Origin of the sequence: Peribacillus sp. NPDC046944 (assembly GCF_050272735.1) — a bacterium.
In the GTDB taxonomy this organism is placed as follows: domain Bacteria; phylum Bacillota; class Bacilli; order Bacillales; family DSM-1321; genus Peribacillus.
The window spans coordinates 198,263-214,675 of record NZ_JBNNML010000003.1 but is presented as its reverse complement, the minus strand read 5'-3'; the positions used below and the strand labels follow the sequence as shown (position 1 = coordinate 214,675).

Sequence of the window (16,413 nt, the reverse complement as noted above, 5' to 3'; positions counted from 1 at the left end):
AAAAGGGTGCCCGAATAGGGCGCCCGCTTCCTTCAGCAATTAAACTTTTCTCAATTTAAATGGACTGATCATAAGTAAAGATAATAGAATCATAAGAAATAAGAAAAAGACCGGGTGTAAATAAGGGATCGCCAGGTAGCTAAGTGTGGCCACGCAGCCAACGACGGTAATCGGTACGCCGGTAAAATATCCATTATTCTCACTTATATTGAAGCGTGCAAGGCGGTATGCTCCGCAACCAATATAAAAAACAGTTAAAAATGTTCCTGGCGCACCGAATTCTATTAATATTCCTTGGTATAATAGTAGAGCGGGTGCGACTCCAAAAGAAATAATATCACACATGGAATCAAGCTCTTTACCTAATTCCGATTCAATGTTAAACTTCCTCGCAACCATACCATCAAATCGATCTGCTAGGGCAGCCAGGAAAATTAAAAGCAAGCTAAGATTTAATTGGTCGTGTATCACGGCTATTATGGCAAATCCACCGAGGGATAAGTTCATTAGAGTTATAATATTGGCTGTTTGGGTTTTCAATTTTTTTATGGTTTGATCTAGGGCATGTAATAAAAACATCTTTTCCCTCCCTTCAAAAAAAGCAAAATAAAGTAAAGAATAGTAAACATAAGTATTTATTATATAATAATATTGGAATGAACGCAATTTATGCAAGTGCTTTTTGAATTTTTTAACAAGTTGGAGTGGTATAGTTGTATCAAACATTTTATCGTATTCTTATAGAACTCACGAATGGAAGAGTATCTTCAGGCCTATTAAAACAGTTCAGCCAATCACGATGGAGTAGGCCCTTGATTCCTCTATATGTGAAAAAATTCAACCTTGATCAACAAGAGTTCAACAATGACATGAATGCCTATACGAATTTGCATGATTTATTTACAAGGCAGCTAAAACAGGGGACGAGACCGGTTACGACCGACAGCTCTGCGGTGGCGTGTCCGGTCGATGGCGTTCTCGAGGACGCGGGAGAAATTCGTACTGATAAAAAAATCGTCGTTAAGGGAAAGGTATATTCTATGGAAGAAATGGTGGGGGATGCTCTGTTTCTAGAAAAATACCTAGGCGGTAAATATCTCGTGTTATACTTAAGCCCGAGCCATTATCATAGGATTCATGCGCCCATTTCCGGTTCTGTAATCAAAAGGTGGACACTTGGGAAAAAGTCATACCCTGTCAATAAATGGGGGATGAAGTATGGTAAGGAGCCCTTGGCCAAAAATTATCGTACGATTACAGAATTACAAAGTGAGGAAGGGTGCATAACCATGGTCAAGGTCGGCGCCATGTTTATCAATTCCATCGTCATAACGGATGATTCAAGGCAATTGAAAAAAGGACAGGAATTCTCTTATTTCAGTTTCGGTTCAACCGTCGTTCTGCTCTTCGAAAAGGATCGCTTTAGACTCGCCGAAAGCTTATCCGTTCCTGCTGATGTCAGGGTCGGTGAAACGATTGGACATTTGGCGGCCAAGCAAGAAGGGGTATGAAAATAAAAAGGCTAACAGGATTTGTCAGCCTATGTATCCCATATTAAAATAATGAGCGAATTCTATGTGTTAAGGACCTTCGATGGATTTCTGTTTCAATTAGACGGATGAAATCAGAGCTCAGCTTTAAATTCCTTGCTTTAAAATAGGATTCAAGCAACAAATCATCGGATAGTTTTTGCATTAGAACGCCATTTACGGCTGCCACCTCCAGTTGGAATGCGAGGAATACTTTGCATTTCTAGACATATATTATTAAGTCATCTTTGGTGTACCCCTACTGTATCAGAAATAAACTTGGAGAACAATCGTTCTGTTATCCACAACCGAAAGTGGATAACCTGTGGTTAAGTTGTTTACAAAGTAAGTGAGATGTTACATATCAGTATGGAAAATGTTAGTAAAGTTATCCACAGGTTGGTTGTAGGCAATATTTGTCGAAAACTATTGGTAATTTTTAGGGTGACTCATGGATTCAAGTTATCGATTTCTTTAGCTTGTTTGAAAAATGCCTTTTCATATTAGAAAACATACATTATGATGTTTCTTTACGATTAGCCCTTCTTTCACGAATTTTTTGAAAGTAAGCCGAAAATTCGATATGATAGAGACGGTAAATTTCAAAGAAAATACAGAGGTGTCAGTATGCTTAAATTATTTTTGCCGAGTGAACATGTTCAAAGCATTTTTGATATAGATCCTGAAAAGTTGAAAGAAAAGGGAATAAAAGGAGTGATCACTGATTTAGATAATACATTGGTGGAGTGGGATAGGCCCACCGCTACCCCTGAATTGATTATCTGGATCGATAAATTACGGGCCCACGGGATTTTAGTGACGATTGTATCGAATAATAATGAGAAACGCGTTCGTTCTTTTTCCGACCCCCTTCAGATTCCCTTTATTCATCAGGCGAGAAAACCGATGGCAAGAGCCTTCCATAAAGCACGGAAGGCAATGGGCTTGAAGTTGGAAGAGACGGTAGTAATCGGAGATCAGCTGATGACGGATGTATTGGGAGGAAATAGGGGAGGATTCCATACGATCCTCGTCGTACCGGTCGCACAAACGGATGAATTCAGAACGAAAATTAACCGCTATTTCGAAAGAAAGATCATGGCGTTTTTTAAACGAAAAGGAATGATAGAATGGGAGGAACACAATTGAACAGCCAACAAGAATTAGTATGCATCGGGTGCGGTGTGACAGTCCAGTCAGAACATCCCAAGGAATTGGGCTATGCCCCTCAATCCGCACTGGAAAAAGAAAGCATCATTTGTCAGCGTTGCTTTAAATTAAAACATTATAATGAGGTTCAAGATGTTTCTTTAACGGACGATGACTTTTTGAAAATCTTGAATAAAGTGGGAGAAACCGATTCTTTGATTGTTAAAATCGTCGATATCTTCGATTTCAATGGAAGTTGGTTGCCTGGATTGCACCGATTTGTCGGACATAATGACGTACTATTGATTGGAAACAAGGTAGACTTGCTTCCAAAATCGGTAAAGCCGAATAAACTGATTAATTGGATGAAGAAATCTTCGAAGGAATTGGGATTGAATCCAGTCGATGTCCTGCTTGTCAGTGCAGAAAAGGGAAAACATATCCTTGAAGCGGCTGATGCGATAGAAAAATATCGGAATGGTAAGGACGTATATGTCGTCGGTTGTACGAACGTCGGGAAATCAACTTTCATCAATCGCCTTATTAAAGAAGTGAGCGGTGAAGGGGATATCATCACGACTTCGCATTTCCCTGGAACGACTTTGGATATGATTGAGATCCCGTTGGATGACGGACAAGCTTTGATTGATACACCAGGAATCATCAACCACCATCAAATGGCCCACTATGTTGATACACGTGATTTCAAGGTTATCATGCCGAAGAAGGAAATCAAACCGAGGGTTTATCAGTTGAATGAAGCTCAAACGTTGTTTTTTGGCGGACTGGCTCGTTTGGATTATGTATCAGGAGGCAGACGCTCACTGACATGTTATCTTTCCAATGAATTGAACATTCACCGTACGAAATTGGAGAAAGCGGATGAATTATATAAGAATCATGCTGGAGAAATGCTGACGCCTCCACGTCCGGCTCAATTGGAAGAATTCCCGAAATTGATTCCGCATGAGTTTACTTTAAAAGAAGGTAAAATGGATATTGTGTTTTCAGGTCTTGGCTGGGTTACAGTCAATGAACCAGGAGCAAAGGTCGTTGCGCATGTACCGAAAGGCGTTAACGTAATCGTCCGTAAATCATTAATCTAATCCATAGGGGAAGGGATTCCATGAAGAAGATATTTGGTGTAATAGGGGATCCAATTGCTCATTCGATGTCTCCGGACATTCATAATGATGCTTTTGAAAAAGAAAATATACAGGCCGTTTATCATCATTTTCATGTCAAACCAGATAGTTTGCCTGATGCGATAAAAGGCATGAAAGCCCTTGGTGTATCAGGGTTTAACATAACGATTCCACATAAGACCCCAGTCATTCCCCTACTCGATGAGGTAGACGAATTGGCGCTTGCCATCGGGGCAGTAAATACAGTTTTTAACGAAAAAGGCCGCTTTATAGGGTATAATACAGACGGAATAGGATTTTATAGATCTTTATGCGATGAAATATCAGGTGACATTAAGGCTAAAAAAACGTTAGTGATCGGAGCGGGCGGTGCTGCACGTGCCATTTACTTTACCCTTGTTAAAGAAGGGGTAAAGCAAGTTGATATCGCGAACCGGACGAAGGACCGGGCAGCCCACCTTGTTTCTGATTGCCCATATGATAAAGAATCAAAGGCGCTCACGATTGACGAGGCGGAACAAAGCTTATCACAATATGATTTGATCATCCAAACAACATCTTGCGGGATGAGTCCGAAGTTGGATCAATCCCCAATGAAGTTAGACCAGCTTAAGGCCGGTGCATTTGTCAGTGACATTATCTATAATCCTTTGCAAACGCAGTTTCTACGTGAAGCCAAGGAAAAAGGTGCGGTAACGCTTAATGGACTTGGCATGTTCGTCAACCAAGCTGCGTATGCTTTCGAGATTTGGACCGGAATCAAGCCGGACACAACAAGAATGACAGATATTGTCTTGAACAAACTAGGAGGTAACACATGTTAACAGGAAAGCAGAAAAGATTTTTACGTTCAAAGGCCCATCATCTAAATCCAATTTTCCAAGTTGGAAAAGGCGGGGTCAATGACAATCTCATCAAGCAAATTGGTGAGGCGCTAGAAGTACGCGAATTGATTAAAGTGAGCATTCTGCAAAACTGTGATGAGGAACGTAATGAAGTAGGACGTGCTTTATCAAAAGGTGCAAGAGCGGAATTGGTTCAAATTATCGGTAATACAATCGTATTATATAAAGAATCAAGAGAAAACAAACAAATTAAATTACCGTAAGGGACCTACCTATCTTATGAAAAAAATTGGAATTCTTGGCGGTACATTCAATCCTCCACATATCGGACATTTAATTATTGCTAATGAAGTGCTAGATGCTCTAGAGTTAGATGAAGTCAGATTTATGCCCAATCATGTTCCTCCCCATAAGGAAAAAACGGAGGAAGTTACCGATTTGGACAGGATGGCTATGCTTGAAGATGCTATAGCCGGGCATCCCTCTTTTTATATAGAAGGTATTGAAATTGAAAGAAAAGGCACATCCTATACACATGATACAATGAAATTGCTGAAAGAGCGTGAACCTGACACAGAATTCTTTTTCATCATTGGTGCGGATATGATCGAGTATTTACCTAAATGGCATCGTATTGACGAGCTAGTCAAGCTTGTGAACTTTGTCGGGGTGAAAAGGCCGGGCTATAACGAAAAAACGGACTACCCTATTACGATGGTTCAAGTCCCACAGATGTTCATCTCCTCCTCCATGATCCGAAGGAAGTTAAGGACAGGGAAAACCGTGAAATACTTATTAGCCGATCCAGTGGTGAAGTATATAAAAGGGAATGACTTATATGAATCGTGAGGAAGCATTAGCGCTTGTCAGAAAACAAATCACCGAGCGTAGATATATTCATACTTTGGGCGTGGTCGAGTCTGCGATTGAACTTGCAGGACGATATGGTGCCGACGTCAAAAAGGCGGAACTGGCAGCCATTTTTCACGATTATGCAAAATTTCGTCCAAAAGAGGAAATGGAGCAAATCATCATCTCTGAAAAAATGGCACCGGACCTACTTGAATACAATATGGAGCTTTGGCATGCCCCGGTGGGTGCTTACCTGGTAGAAAAAGAGGCCGGGATCACCGACCGTGAAATACTTGATGCAATCGCCTATCACACGTCAGGCCGGGTGGGAATGAGCCTTTTGGATAAGGTCGTCTATCTTTCCGACTATATTGAACCAGGGCGTTCTTTCCCGGGGGTCGATGAAGTGAGGCAGACAGCCAAGGAAAACCTTGATCATGCTGTCATACAGGCTCTGCGAAATACAGTGGCCTTTTTAATGAAAAGAAATCAGGCCATTTACCCTGATACATTTAAGACATATAATGATTTAATCATGAATTTGAAGGAGAAGATGTAATGACTGAACGTGAACTTCTAACAATTACAGCAAAAGCGGCGGACGATAAAAGAGCGGAAGATATCGTTGCCTTAAATATGAAGGGAATTTCCTTGGTGGCGGATTACTTTTTGATTTGTCATGGTAATTCCGAAAAACAAGTACAAGCCATCGCACGTGAAATGAAGAGCAAAGCGGACGAAGCGGGCATCAATGTTAAGCGCCTTGAAGGTTTTGATGAAGCGAAATGGGTACTTGTTGACCTAGGTGATGTGGTTGCACACGTTTTCCATAAAGATGAAAGAAACTATTATAACCTTGAACGTCTATGGGGAGATGCACCTTTCGAAGATCTTGAGGGTGAACTGACTCAATGACGTACGAACGCTTTGCCTATGTATACGATGAATTAATGAAGGATGCTCCCTATGAAAAATGGTTGTTAATTCTGACGGCGAAGCTAGAGCAATATGGGATAGAAGGAAAGAAAGTACTGGATTTGGCCTGTGGTACCGGTGAGATTACCGTTGAACTGGCGCAGCATGGTTTTGATGTATCCGGTGTGGACTTATCTGATGAAATGCTGATGGTTGCCAATGAAAAAGCGGCGAAGCAAGGATTATCGATTCCTTTATTTCAGCAGGATATGGCAGAACTTGAAGGGCTTGGTCTATATGACTGTGTCACGATTTTTTGTGATTCGCTGAACTACCTTCGCGAGGAAGCGGATATTGTAAAAACTTTCAGCCGGGTTCATGATCATTTGAAGGAAGGCGGATTATTCATGTTCGATGTCCATTCGATTTATAAGATGGAAGAGATCTTTTACAATAATACGTTTGCCGTCAATGATGAAGAAGTCTCCTACATTTGGGACAGTTTCCCGGGGGAAGAACCATACAGTGTCGAGCATGACCTTAGCTTTTTTGTCAGGGACGATCAAAGCGGTTTATATGACCGTTTCGATGAATTACATTACCAGCGGACCTATCCGATTCAACAATACAAACAATGGTTGCAGCAAGCAGGATTCGAAACCCTCGAAATACTGGCGGACCTAGAAGAAAAACCGCCCGTTAACGAAACTGAACGAATCCTTTTTGTAGCCAGGAAATAATATGGGAAATAATAAGGGTCAGACCCCCTTTCGCACGGCGATGCACGAAAGGGGGTCTGACCCTTATTTTATTTTTTATTGGGAAGGAGTTTTGATTTTGGTTCTCGAATAGTTAGTAAGGATGGCCAAATTGTTTTTCGACTTCTTCAAGATCTTCTGCGAATTTTTCATGTGTTGCATGAAAAAGGTGATGAAACATCTCTCCGGTTTCTGCTTCTAAAACTTTGATTCCCTCACCTGTTATCCCGCCTTTTACACACACCTTTTCCTGTAAGGTCGGTAAGGTGTAAATGCCTTTACCCAGCAGTTCCCCCAATCCTATCAACATGTTCTCCGTTAAAATCGTTGCCGTTTTTTTATCGATTTTCGTCGTGTCTACCGCCCCTTCAATAAATGCCTGTGCTAAATAGCTAAAGAATGCAGGGCCACAGCTGACTATGTCAGAAGCGACACGGGTGATGTCATTATCGATGATGGTTGGCTCTGAGATGGATGAGGCAAGCTTCTGTAGCGACTCCTGCATCTCCTTGCTGCACGTTTCACTGAAGCTCAGTAACGATACCCCTGAACCGACCCGGTTCGTTATGCTGGGAATAAAGCGTGCGCATGGCCCCTTAACTTCTGCTTCAAGCTGAGAGACAGAGAGAGGGCTTGTGATGGATATGAGTAATTGTTCCTTTTTTATATGATGTTTGATGCCCTGCAATAGGCTATGGATTTGTAAAGGTTTTACGCAGAGAAAGATAAAATCAGCTTGATGGACGACTTCAACTGCACTTGCCGCCAATTGGATGCCAGGATGCTTTTCCTTCAATACTGAGGCTTTGGAAAGCGTTCGATTGGTAATGATTAAATCCTTTGGCTTCAATACCTCCGCTTCAAGCCACGATTCTATTAAAATCGTCCCCATATTTCCGGTACCGATCACACCGATTTTCTTCATGACTACAACTCCCTTCAAAGAAGCACAACTTCTCAATAAACACTATGGCTGTTTACCCTGTCCTATGACAATGGAATGATGAAATGATACGGAAGGAGCTCAATTAATTATGGAGACAATCCTCAAAAAGAAACTAACAGTGGTAGCCGTTGCCATCATTATTGTGGTAATAGGTTTTTATCTTTTTTTTCAACCAGAAGACGAAACGGCTGGCACAGAAGATATCTTTGCCGCTTCCGCAAACGAAGAGATGGAAGAAGTAACGAAGCCAGAAGCCGAATCGGAACCCAGAATTATGAAAGTCGATGTGAAGGGGGCCGTCCGGGCTCCTGGTGTATTTACGGCACAAGCTGGCGATAGGGTAATTGACTTGATTACCGAAGCAGGCAGTTTCACGGATAAGGCGGATAAGGATAAAGTAAACCTGGCACAGCTTGTGGAGGACCAAATGGTCATTTACGTACCGAAGATAGGCGAAGAAGATGTAGAGGGTCCTGCGAATGTTGCTGCCGCTCCAACTAGTTCCATAGCTTCTGAAGGGGCAGCTGGTGGTACAGGAGGTCAAGTGAACTTGAATGCAGCCACACAAGCGGACTTAGAAACGCTTTCTGGAATCGGTCCGTCAAAAGCCACAGCCATCCTTGAATATAGGGAGACAATCGGGAAATTCAAGCAGGTAGAGGATTTGAAGAACGTTTCTGGTATCGGGGATAAAACGTTTGAAAAGTTAAAGGATTCGATTACGGTTCAATAAATAATGAGAATGGGTACACAAAAGGACGGGAAGAAGGTAAAATTGAAGAAAGAAATTTACTGAGTCAAAGGGGACGACAACACATGAATCGGATTAGCTGGGATCAATATTTCATGGCTCAAAGCCATTTGTTAGCGTTAAGAAGCACGTGTACTCGTCTAACTGTGGGGGCAACGATTGTGCGGGATAACCGGATTATTGCGGGTGGGTACAACGGCTCGATTGCGGGGGGCACCCATTGTATCGATGATGGCTGTTATGTCATCGATAATCATTGTGTCAGAACGATTCATGCTGAAATGAACGCGCTTTTACAATGTGCCAAATTTGGCGTGCCGACAGCGGGAGCAGAAATTTATGTGACGCATTTTCCGTGTTTACAATGCTGTAAATCGCTGATACAGGCCGGGATCAAGGCTGTTTACTATGCAGAGGATTACAAAAACCATCCTTATGCTATTGAATTGTTCGAACAGGCCGGAGTTAAGATGGAAAAGGTTGAAGCAAAAGGGGCCATCGACGTGAATGGCAAAGAGAAGCAGGATTTTGTTTTATCTTTGTTGAGTCAACTAGAACAAACCGGTCTCGGAAAAGAGGTAGTTTTGGACCTGGAAAAGCAGGCCAAGCGGTTATTTGATTAATAAATGAAAAGGAGGGTGGGCATGACCAGACACCTTCTTTTCTTAGCGGTTTCTGCCACATTGGGCATTACGGCCCATTCGAATTTAAGTATGAAGCTTTTAATCTGCATTTTGTTTTTCTTATGTTTTCTTTTTTACTGGAGCGGTGGAAAGTGGAAGGTCCTCATCCTTCATATTGTCATCATGGGGATCTTTATAAGCTCCGCTTCCATAACCGAAATTCGAAACAAGTCCATATATGATGGATCGGAAAGTCACTTCCTCGTAACATTTACTTCCCAGCCAAAACTCGATGGGAATTTGCTAAAAGGGTTCGTCACAAGTGAACAAGGCGAACAACTCCTCTTACGATATACAATCGCTTCCGAACAAGAAAAGGAAGGTTTAAATCAGCACTTGCGCACGGGAATATCCTGTCCGATACAGGGAAGTTTGCAGGTCCCTGAGCCACACCGTAATGAAAACAGCTTCGATTACCAGCAGTATCTTTCCCGTCAGAACACCCACTGGATAGTAAAAGCCGATTCGATCTCTTTTTCAAAATGTAAAATGTCAAAGGCTTCTCTTGTCGTCTCGATTCGCAATTTTCGGATGAAAGGGATTTCCTACATCAAAAAACACTTTCCTAAAGAATCGAGTGGCTTTGTCACAGCCCTGATTTTTGGAGATCAGAGTGAAATCAATGAAGAGTACCTTACCAATTACCAGCGGCTTGGTTTGGTGCATCTCTTGGCAATTTCGGGGCTTCATGTAAGCCTGTTAACGGGCATGTTATTTTATTTGGGAATTCGTATCGGCATCACCCGCGAAAGAATGGTCGTCCTCATCCTGGTCTTTTTGCCGATGTATACACTATTATCCGGCGGAAGTCCTTCTGTCATGCGTTCCTGTTTGATGGCCATGTTGTTCTTTATCCTGATGCTCTTTAAAAAAAGGCTGTCAGCGAGTGTCACAATTGGCGTCATTTATCTGATTTTGTTATTTCTTCAGCCAAACATGCTTTATAACATTGGCTTTCAGCTGTCCTTCGCTGTCACATTTTCCATCATCATGTCCTCGGGCATCTTCTTGCACTATCCCCAAAAGATCATGCAGCTCCTCATCATTAGCACAAGCTGTCAATTGGCGGCCCTCCCGATATTGCTTTTCCACTTTTACGAAGTTTCCCTCTTGGGTGTCTTGTTGAATGTCTTGTATGTACCTCTTTATTCCGTGATATTGCTTCCATTTTCATTAATAACGGTCGTTTTGAATTTTTTAGTGCCAGCTCTCGGCCACCCGCTCATAACACTCCTTAATGTGACCTTCACGCTCTGCAATCGTGCCGCCGACTTGGCTTCTGATTTTCCCCTGGCCTCGGTCTCGTTTGGTAAACCAGGCTTTATCATGCTATTGTTCCTACTTGTATCGATTTTGGGCTTGTTTGTGAATTGGGAGACTTCTTTTCGCGCAAGTAAAACTTGGTGGGGGATGTTCATTTTACTTTTACTTCTTCAATTCAATATTCAAAAGCTATCTCCCTTCGGTGAAGTGCAGATCATGGATATTGGCCAGGGTGACTCGATTTTGATTACCCTGCCGTTTAACGCCGGGAATTATCTAATTGATACAGGGGGGCAAATCACATTTCCACTGGAGGAATGGAAGAAGAAGCGAAAGACCTATAATACAGCAGAAGATACCATAATCCCGCTATTGAAAAGTAAAGGAATCCATCATTTGGACAAGCTGATTTTAACGCATGCGGATGCCGATCATATGGGAAGTGCAAAAAAGTTGATCGAGAATTTCAAGGTGGAGGAAGTAATTATTGGTAGCTGGGGCGAAGAGCAATATCGGGATAAAGACTTTGTCCCTGTAGCCCGAGACAAGGGCATAAGAATCAAGTTGGTGAAAAGAGGCGACTCTTGGAGCGTTGGGGATGCTAAATTTTATGTGTTGAATCCCCACAAGAAAGAAGAAAATACGAATGAGGCCTCCGTTGTTTTGTATGCCGAGATTGGTGGGCTTTCCTGGGTTTTCACGGGTGATATGGGTGAACCGGGGGAAATGGAGCTCATCGATGCATTTCCACAACTACGGGCAGATATTTTGAAGGTGGGCCACCATGGAAGTAAAACATCTTCTTCGATCCCCTTCCTAGAGCAATTACACCCTAAAGCTGCCATCATTTCCGTAGGAAAGGAGAATAGATATGGCCATCCACACGGCCAGGTGTTGGAGTCGATGAAAGCAAATAAAATCATGGTGTTCAGGACGGACGAAGATGGAGCCGTCATTTACAAATATACTAAAAAGGGAGGAACCTTTCGGAAGATTCTTCCATAGTATGTAGAAATCCAAAAGAAAGAGACTGCATCAGCAGCCTCCTTCAGGGAAAAATAAGTGCATGAAAATTAGGATCCTACTGCTTTAACGACGACAGCAATGGTGAACATGGCAGCGAAAAATACAAATGAAGCGATGAATCCGATTGCGGAATCAGCCACGTCATCAGTCTTCGATTGGACATTCTTTTCGAATTCGTTCATTGTTTACCCCTCCTATTTCTGCTAATAGTATAAAACATTACCAAAAAAAAATCCACAGGTCACATTCTTCATTTCCTTTACTGACAAGAGTTGTCACAAATAGTTTGCTTAATTGAGGTCAAAATAAAAGTACAAACAAAGCAAGCACGTAATTGTTCTACATGAATGGTTATCGTTTTCAAGGAAGTTTTCCTAGGGCCTTTCTTGAGAGCGTTCATATAGATCCGGAACTAGACCTTAGGGGCTAGTTCCCTTTATAGCTTGTCAAATGGTTCCCCCCACTATACCATTAGAGAAGAATACATAAAAAAGAGGCGGATTCTATTGGTATTAGACGTTTGGAAGAATATAAAAAAAGGGCAATTCGCTCCCGTATATTTGGTATATGGAACAGAAGCCTATTTAATTAATGAAACGAAGCAACTCTTGATAGAGCATGTCCTTCATGAAGATGAAATGGATTTTAACTTTTCTCAATTTGATTTAGAGGAGACGCCAGTCGAAACGGCTCTTGAAGACGTAGAGACCCTCCCTTTCATTGGGGAAAGGCGTCTTGTTTTCATGCAGAACCCATTTTTCCTGACAGCGGAAAAATCAAAGTCCAAGGTGGAACATAATGTGAAAAGATTAGAAGCCTACCTCTCGGACCCTGTTCCTTATTCCATTGTGGTCTTGACGGCCCCTTACGAGAAGCTGGACGAGCGGAAAAAAATCACCAAGGAACTGAAGCGTAAGGCCGTCCTCATTGAGGCGAAGAAGCTGGGCGACCGTGAGCTTAAGGTATGGGTCAAAGAACGGGTCGCAGAATATCAGGTGCAGATCGATGATCAAGCCACGGAACTCCTATTGGAGCTTGCGGGTACAAACTTGATGATGCTGACGAACGAACTGGATAAAATGGCATTGTATGTAGAAGATGAGAAGCGGATAACGACGGAAGTTGTCGAAAAGTTAGTGGCTAAATCGCTTGAACAGAATATCTTTACCCTGGTTGATTCGGTCTTGCAACGAAAAATGGAAAGTGCCATGACCATTCTCCATGATTTACTTCGGCAAAATGAAGAGCCCATTAAGATTTTGAGTGTGATGGCTGGACAAGTGAGGCTCATGTATCAAGTGAAGGAACTATCTCGACAAGGGTATAGTCAGCAAAAAATCGCGGGACAATTGAGGGTGCATCCATACAGGGTGAAACTGGCCCTTGAAAAGACAGGGAAATTTCAAGAGAAAGAGCTGCTTAGCATTATAGATGACTTGGCTGAGGCGGATTATCGGATGAAAACTGGTCAGGCTGATAAAGCAATCACTTTAGAATTACTACTACTGAAATTCAGATGAAGGCTTAAAGGGGAGGGGATGGAATGATTCTTTCCCCTTTTTGGGCATAAAAAAAACGACCCGGAAGGTCGTTTCGTTTTCATTAAGCGTTAAGAGCGTTAAGTCTTTTCGCTAAACGAGATTTTTTACGGGCTGCCGCATTTTTATGGATTAATCCTTTAGATGCAGCTTTGTCTAATTTTACAGCAGCTGTTAAAAGAGCTTCTTTAGCAGCTTCAACGTTTTCTCCAGCTAAAGCAACTTCAGCGTTTTTCACTGTAGTACGCATAGTAGATCGAACTGTAATGTTATGAACGCGTTTTGTGTCGTTAGTTTTCACACGTTTAATAGCAGATTTAATGTTTGGCATTCCGTTCACCTCCTACAAAGAAATCGAGATTATATGAACTCGACTTTTCAAATCCATATCAAATAGCACAAATGATATTCTATCAGACTGCTTAAGATTATGCAATACTCCAGATTGAGAATCGAAAAGTAATTATAATTTCTGAAATTAATTCATCTCGTCATAATGTATTGTACCAAAAAAATGAATAATACAAAAGCTAAAATGAAAGAATGTTTAAGAGAGATGATTAAAATACTAGATTTGACTCATATAAACAGCAGGAGGCGCTATGGTGAAACATTTGGACCTAAGTAATTATAGTATTCGGACAGATCTGGCAATTGAAGCGAAAGAAATTGCCCTTGAAATGAAAGGTGTCGTCGAAGAGAAGGATGTCTCCCATATTGAAGGTGTGATCATTAAAGAAAAAGAAGTGGATGATTTGAAGATTTCCCTAGTTGAGGTCACGGCGGAAGGGGAAAAGGAGATTGGCAAGAAAGAGGGGAGTTACCTAACGATAGAGGTCCAAGGGATCCGCCAACAGGATACGGATACGCAGCAACGGGTGGAAAAGGTATTCGCCAACGAGTTAGCGTATTTTTTGAAAAGGAACAAGCTCACAAAGGAAAGCGGTTGCTTAGTCGTTGGTCTGGGTAACTGGAATGTCACCCCTGATGCACTCGGACCGGCTGTCATCGAAAACTTGGTCGTTACGAGACATTTATTCGAGTTGCAGCCGGAGTCGGTAAAGGAAGGATATCGTCCGGTCAGCGCAATTTCTCCCGGGGTGATGGGAATCACGGGGATCGAGACGAGTGACATCATCAAAGGCGTCATTGAAAAAAGCAAGCCGGATTTCCTTATCATTGTAGATGCCTTGGCGGCTCGTTCCATTGACCGGGTGAATTCAACCATTCAAATAACGGATACGGGCATCCATCCCGGTTCAGGGGTAGGGAACAAACGCAAAGAATTGAGCCAGGAAACATTAGGCGTCCCTGTTATCGCCATTGGGATCCCTACTGTCGTCGATGCCGTATCGATCACGAGCGACACAATCGATTATATCCTGAAGCATTTTGGCAAGGAACTGAAAGAAGGCGGTCGGCCTTCACGCGCCTTGGCCCCCGCTGGATTCAGCTTCGGAAAAAGGAAAAAGCTAAAAGATGAGGATATGCCAGGAGAGAAGGAACGAGAAACTTTCTTGGGAATGGTCGGTGTGCTTCCGGATGAAGAGAAGCGTAAATTGATTTATGAAGTGCTCTCGCCACTAGGTCATAATTTAATGGTTACACCAAAGGAAGTCGATGTATTCATTGAAGATATGGCCAATCTGATAGCCAACGGTTTGAATGCGGCGTTACATGAATCAATCAATCAAGGTAATGCGGGCTTCTACACCCGCTAAACGGTATTAGTGCCCAAAAATGGTGTTCTACCCTCTCTAGCAAAGTCATAAGTATTAGTAGACAAGCTATAGAGAGGGTGGACGGATGAAAAGGAGAAAATCTCCAGGTATTATTACAGCTATTCACGGATCAACAATTGTAAAAACGTTTCTAGGTATCCTAGCCTTGCTTCTTTTTGTTTTTTCCGTCAGCGGGGTCATGACTTCATTACGGCCGGAATATCGCATTACCTCGAATTCCGTACATACTGTCGCTAACCAATTTTCAGGTAAAATGCTATTTTCGATGCTGGCCAATGAAAACCATTACTTCTTCAGTGCCTTGCCTGAAGGAAAAGAACAATCGATTGTCATGGAGCAGTTAGTAAAGCTTTCGACCAACATCTCAATGGAGGATCCCCGTAGTTTGCTAGGTCGGGAATTACCAGGGTTCTCGATTTTTGATAACGAGATCCTTGTCGCAGGTGAAGGAACGAACTATACGAATATGCCGTATGAATCTCCACCACCTTTAGAGGTGATGAATGATGAAAGAGATGCATCTCTGCAAAATCTGGATGAAATAGAAGAACCTGATAAGAAGACAACGCCCAATCAACCCAAGCAAACGACCAATGGCCGCAAGGTGGTAGAAATATATCATAGCCATAATCGGGAGTCGTACCTGCCTTATCTAAAGGGTGTCACCGACCCAGATCTTGCGTATCATTCTGAAATCAATATTACAAAACTCGGAACACGGATGACCGCCGATCTCGCGGATAAAGGTATAGGAGCCTCTCTAAATAAAACGGATGTGATGGGGAACTTGAATAGCAAGGGCTTGAATTTTGCAAAAGCGTACCAGGAATCACGTAAAACCGTTCAGACGGCAATGGCGAATAATAAGGATATAGAATATCTCATCGATATCCATCGTGATTCCAAAAGGAAAAAACATACGACGATCACCATTAATGGCAAACAATACGCCAAGATAGCTTTTGTTGTGGGAGGGGACAACCCGAATTATGAAAAAAATGCGGCACTTGCCAATAAAATGCATAAAGCGTTAGAAAAAAAATACCCTGGTATCTCGCGTGGGGTCATGAAACAGGGCGGGGCAAGAAATAATGGAGTTTACAATCAGGATTTGACGGGTAATGCAATGCTTTTGGAAATTGGAGGCGTCGATAATACATTCGAGGAAATGTATTTAACGGTCGACGCATTCACTGATGTGTTCAGCGAATTGTATTGGGATGCTAAGGCTGTGGATGGCATCAAGGGAGAATCGGAAGCAAAGTAATTTG

The 16,413-nt window shown here is 42.3% G+C and carries 20 protein-coding genes; 15 read left to right on the top strand and 5 right to left on the bottom strand.

Going from position 1 to position 16,413, the window contains the following annotated elements:
* Positions 1-39: 39 nt before the first annotated feature.
* Complete coding sequence (gene pssA, locus ACQKIC_RS06705) at positions 40-579, bottom strand: CDP-diacylglycerol--serine O-phosphatidyltransferase (protein ID WP_402958363.1); 540 nt, start codon at positions 577-579, stop codon at positions 40-42.
* 134 nt (positions 580-713) lie between these two features.
* Here pssA and ACQKIC_RS06700 point away from each other — a divergent pair, with 134 nt between their 5' ends.
* Positions 714-1,511 (top strand): phosphatidylserine decarboxylase, encoded by a 798-nt coding sequence (locus ACQKIC_RS06700; RefSeq protein WP_402958365.1) that lies wholly within the window; start codon positions 714-716, stop codon positions 1,509-1,511.
* A gap of 43 nt (positions 1,512-1,554) precedes the next feature.
* Here ACQKIC_RS06700 and ACQKIC_RS06695 read toward each other — a convergent pair whose 3' ends face one another.
* Entirely contained in the window at positions 1,555-1,695 is a 141-nt protein-coding gene (locus tag ACQKIC_RS06695; protein ID WP_402869651.1) for a sporulation histidine kinase inhibitor Sda, read from the bottom strand.
* Between the two features lie 461 nt (positions 1,696-2,156).
* Between ACQKIC_RS06695 and ACQKIC_RS06690 the strand changes: the two genes are divergently transcribed.
* The 8 genes from ACQKIC_RS06690 to ACQKIC_RS06655 are packed head-to-tail and all read left to right on the top strand — an operon-like array spanning position 2,157 to position 7,175.
* On the top strand, positions 2,157-2,678 hold the full coding sequence (locus ACQKIC_RS06690; RefSeq protein WP_402869649.1) for a YqeG family HAD IIIA-type phosphatase: 522 nt from the start codon (positions 2,157-2,159) through the stop codon (positions 2,676-2,678).
* Positions 2,675-3,784 (top strand): ribosome biogenesis GTPase YqeH, encoded by a 1,110-nt coding sequence (yqeH, locus tag ACQKIC_RS06685; RefSeq protein ID WP_402986327.1) that lies wholly within the window; start codon positions 2,675-2,677, stop codon positions 3,782-3,784. Before ACQKIC_RS06690 ends, yqeH begins: the two co-directional genes overlap by 4 nt.
* Before the next feature lie 20 nt (positions 3,785-3,804).
* Positions 3,805-4,647, top strand: coding sequence for a shikimate dehydrogenase (gene aroE, locus ACQKIC_RS06680; protein ID WP_402958370.1), 843 nt, complete (start codon positions 3,805-3,807; stop codon positions 4,645-4,647).
* Complete coding sequence (gene yhbY / locus ACQKIC_RS06675; RefSeq protein WP_402869643.1) at positions 4,641-4,931, top strand: ribosome assembly RNA-binding protein YhbY; 291 nt, start codon at positions 4,641-4,643, stop codon at positions 4,929-4,931. The genes aroE and yhbY overlap by 7 nt, the downstream gene beginning before the upstream one ends.
* 16 nt (positions 4,932-4,947) lie before the next feature.
* Positions 4,948-5,517, top strand: a complete 570-nt coding sequence (locus tag ACQKIC_RS06670; protein WP_402869641.1) for a nicotinate-nucleotide adenylyltransferase — start codon at positions 4,948-4,950, stop codon at positions 5,515-5,517.
* On the top strand, positions 5,507-6,079 hold the full coding sequence (yqeK, locus tag ACQKIC_RS06665) for a bis(5'-nucleosyl)-tetraphosphatase (symmetrical) YqeK (RefSeq protein ID WP_427590528.1): 573 nt from the start codon (positions 5,507-5,509) through the stop codon (positions 6,077-6,079). The genes ACQKIC_RS06670 and yqeK overlap by 11 nt, the downstream gene beginning before the upstream one ends.
* The gene (gene rsfS, locus ACQKIC_RS06660; RefSeq protein ID WP_402869637.1) at positions 6,079-6,435 is read left to right on the top strand and encodes a ribosome silencing factor; all 357 of its coding nucleotides are present in this window, start codon (positions 6,079-6,081) and stop codon (positions 6,433-6,435) included. The genes yqeK and rsfS overlap by 1 nt, the downstream gene beginning before the upstream one ends.
* Positions 6,432-7,175, top strand: coding sequence for a class I SAM-dependent DNA methyltransferase (locus ACQKIC_RS06655; protein WP_402986323.1), 744 nt, complete (start codon positions 6,432-6,434; stop codon positions 7,173-7,175). The genes rsfS and ACQKIC_RS06655 overlap by 4 nt, the downstream gene beginning before the upstream one ends.
* Before the next feature lie 112 nt (positions 7,176-7,287).
* Here ACQKIC_RS06655 and comER read toward each other — a convergent pair whose 3' ends face one another.
* Positions 7,288-8,118, bottom strand: coding sequence for a late competence protein ComER (comER, locus tag ACQKIC_RS06650; protein ID WP_402958376.1), 831 nt, complete (start codon positions 8,116-8,118; stop codon positions 7,288-7,290).
* Positions 8,119-8,227: 109 nt separating this feature from the next.
* Here comER and ACQKIC_RS06645 point away from each other — a divergent pair, with 109 nt between their 5' ends.
* From ACQKIC_RS06645 to ACQKIC_RS06635, 3 genes are all read left to right on the top strand, one after another.
* Positions 8,228-8,872, top strand: coding sequence for a helix-hairpin-helix domain-containing protein (locus ACQKIC_RS06645; RefSeq protein ID WP_403079287.1), 645 nt, complete (start codon positions 8,228-8,230; stop codon positions 8,870-8,872).
* Positions 8,873-8,955: 83 nt separating this feature from the next.
* Positions 8,956-9,513 carry a ComE operon protein 2 gene (locus tag ACQKIC_RS06640; protein ID WP_402869629.1) on the top strand — a complete coding sequence of 186 codons (558 nt, stop codon included), beginning with the start codon at positions 8,956-8,958 and terminating at the stop codon, positions 9,511-9,513.
* Positions 9,514-9,534: 21 nt separating this feature from the next.
* Positions 9,535-11,841, top strand: coding sequence for a DNA internalization-related competence protein ComEC/Rec2 (locus ACQKIC_RS06635; protein WP_427590525.1), 2,307 nt, complete (start codon positions 9,535-9,537; stop codon positions 11,839-11,841).
* A 68-nt stretch (positions 11,842-11,909) separates the two neighbouring features.
* On the opposite strand, the gene ACQKIC_RS06630 is transcribed toward ACQKIC_RS06635, so the two are convergent.
* On the bottom strand, positions 11,910-12,044 hold the full coding sequence (locus ACQKIC_RS06630) for a YqzM family protein (protein ID WP_402869625.1): 135 nt from the start codon (positions 12,042-12,044) through the stop codon (positions 11,910-11,912).
* 324 nt (positions 12,045-12,368) lie between these two features.
* Here ACQKIC_RS06630 and holA point away from each other — a divergent pair, with 324 nt between their 5' ends.
* Positions 12,369-13,382, top strand: coding sequence for a DNA polymerase III subunit delta (gene holA, locus ACQKIC_RS06625; RefSeq protein WP_403079291.1), 1,014 nt, complete (start codon positions 12,369-12,371; stop codon positions 13,380-13,382).
* 82 nt (positions 13,383-13,464) lie between these two features.
* Here holA and rpsT read toward each other — a convergent pair whose 3' ends face one another.
* The gene (rpsT, locus tag ACQKIC_RS06620; protein ID WP_402869621.1) at positions 13,465-13,731 is read right to left on the bottom strand and encodes a 30S ribosomal protein S20; all 267 of its coding nucleotides are present in this window, start codon (positions 13,729-13,731) and stop codon (positions 13,465-13,467) included.
* A gap of 271 nt (positions 13,732-14,002) precedes the next feature.
* Between rpsT and gpr the strand changes: the two genes are divergently transcribed.
* Together gpr and spoIIP are read left to right on the top strand one after the other, a co-directional pair.
* Positions 14,003-15,121 (top strand): GPR endopeptidase, encoded by a 1,119-nt coding sequence (gene gpr / locus ACQKIC_RS06615; protein ID WP_402869619.1) that lies wholly within the window; start codon positions 14,003-14,005, stop codon positions 15,119-15,121.
* 85 nt (positions 15,122-15,206) lie between these two features.
* Positions 15,207-16,409 (top strand): stage II sporulation protein P, encoded by a 1,203-nt coding sequence (gene spoIIP, locus ACQKIC_RS06610; RefSeq protein WP_402958387.1) that lies wholly within the window; start codon positions 15,207-15,209, stop codon positions 16,407-16,409.
* The last annotated feature ends 4 nt before the right edge of the window (positions 16,410-16,413 follow it).

Coding starts and splice junctions, on each gene's coding strand:
- pssA (WP_402958363.1), bottom strand. CDS start 579: ATGTTTTTATTACATGCCCTAGATCAAACCATAAAAAAATTGAAAACC.
- ACQKIC_RS06695 (WP_402869651.1), bottom strand. CDS start 1,695: ATGCAAAAACTATCCGATGATTTGTTGCTTGAATCCTATTTTAAAGCA.
- ACQKIC_RS06690 (WP_402869649.1), top strand. CDS start 2,157: ATGCTTAAATTATTTTTGCCGAGTGAACATGTTCAAAGCATTTTTGAT.
- aroE (WP_402958370.1), top strand. CDS start 3,805: ATGAAGAAGATATTTGGTGTAATAGGGGATCCAATTGCTCATTCGATG.
- yhbY (WP_402869643.1), top strand. CDS start 4,641: ATGTTAACAGGAAAGCAGAAAAGATTTTTACGTTCAAAGGCCCATCAT.
- ACQKIC_RS06670 (WP_402869641.1), top strand. CDS start 4,948: ATGAAAAAAATTGGAATTCTTGGCGGTACATTCAATCCTCCACATATC.
- yqeK (WP_427590528.1), top strand. CDS start 5,507: ATGAATCGTGAGGAAGCATTAGCGCTTGTCAGAAAACAAATCACCGAG.
- rsfS (WP_402869637.1), top strand. CDS start 6,079: ATGACTGAACGTGAACTTCTAACAATTACAGCAAAAGCGGCGGACGAT.
- ACQKIC_RS06655 (WP_402986323.1), top strand. CDS start 6,432: ATGACGTACGAACGCTTTGCCTATGTATACGATGAATTAATGAAGGAT.
- comER (WP_402958376.1), bottom strand. CDS start 8,118: ATGAAGAAAATCGGTGTGATCGGTACCGGAAATATGGGGACGATTTTA.
- ACQKIC_RS06645 (WP_403079287.1), top strand. CDS start 8,228: ATGGAGACAATCCTCAAAAAGAAACTAACAGTGGTAGCCGTTGCCATC.
- ACQKIC_RS06640 (WP_402869629.1), top strand. CDS start 8,956: ATGAATCGGATTAGCTGGGATCAATATTTCATGGCTCAAAGCCATTTG.
- ACQKIC_RS06635 (WP_427590525.1), top strand. CDS start 9,535: ATGACCAGACACCTTCTTTTCTTAGCGGTTTCTGCCACATTGGGCATT.
- ACQKIC_RS06630 (WP_402869625.1), bottom strand. CDS start 12,044: ATGAACGAATTCGAAAAGAATGTCCAATCGAAGACTGATGACGTGGCT.
- rpsT (WP_402869621.1), bottom strand. CDS start 13,731: ATGCCAAACATTAAATCTGCTATTAAACGTGTGAAAACTAACGACACA.
- gpr (WP_402869619.1), top strand. CDS start 14,003: ATGGTGAAACATTTGGACCTAAGTAATTATAGTATTCGGACAGATCTG.
- spoIIP (WP_402958387.1), top strand. CDS start 15,207: ATGAAAAGGAGAAAATCTCCAGGTATTATTACAGCTATTCACGGATCA.